The sequence below is a fragment of the Streptomyces sp. S6 genome, assembly GCF_054880855.1.
The window spans coordinates 1-965 of sequence record NZ_JBTYMC010000686.1; the positions used below are offsets into that span (position 1 = coordinate 1).

At 73.4% G+C, this 965-nt stretch carries 1 protein-coding gene; it reads right to left on the reverse strand.

All coding sequences use genetic code 11. The annotated features are described in order from the left end of the window. On the reverse strand, nucleotides 1-965 hold a 965-nt coding region (locus tag ACVNF4_RS36445; RefSeq protein WP_461807094.1), incomplete at both ends, for a sensor histidine kinase.

Sequence of the window (965 nt, forward strand, 5' to 3'; positions counted from 1 at the left end):
CGCGGACTGGCGTGCCGCGGCGCCGACCGCCGCGGCATGCCGGTGCCGTGCGCCGGAGTGCTGCCCGGACCGGACTCGGCAGAGGGCGCCGGGACGGTCGTCCCGAAAGAACCGGAACTCCCCGCACCACCCGAACCCTCCGCGGCACCCCCGGCCCGACCCGCGCTCCCCAGCAAGGCCTGCGGCACGACCAGGATCGCCTGAACTCCCCCGTAGATGTTGCTCTGCAACCGCACCCGGATCCCGTGCCGCCGGGCGAGCTGGGAGACGACGAACAGCCCGATGCGCCCGTCGGCGAGCAGCCGGCCGACGTTGACCTGGTCGGGATCCGCGAGGAGCGCGTTCATCCGGACCTGCTCCTCGGGCGGCATGCCCAGCCCCCGGTCCTCGACCTCGACGGCGAGGCCGGAGGTGACGAGGTTGGCGCGGAGCAGGACCTGCGTGTGGGGCGCCGAGAACACCGTCGCGTTCTCGACGAGTTCGGCCAGCAGATGGATGACGTCGGCGACGGCGTGCCCCCGCAGCTCCCCGTCCACCGGCGGCACCAGCTTGACCCGCGAGTACTGCTCGACCTCGGCGATGGCGGAGCGCAGCACCTCGGTCATGGCGACGGGATGGCTCCACTGCCGGCGCGACACCGCTCCCCCGAGGACCGCGAGGTTCTCGGCGTGCCGCCGCACCCGGGTCGCGAGGTGGTCGACGTGGAAGAGCCCCTTGAGCAGGTCGGGGTCCTCGATCTCGTTCTCCAGCTCGTCGAGGAGCAGGATCTCCCGGTGCACGAGGGACTGGAGCCGCCGGGCGAGGTTGAGGAACACCTCCAGTTTCTGCTCGCTGCCGGTCCGGCTGGACAGCTGCGTCGCCTGGACGACCGCCGCGACGGCCCCGTCGTGCGCCCGCGCCAGATCCGCCGCGAGCAGTTCGAACTCGTCGGCGTCGGCGGGCGGCAGCCCCCGGCTGCGGCGCTG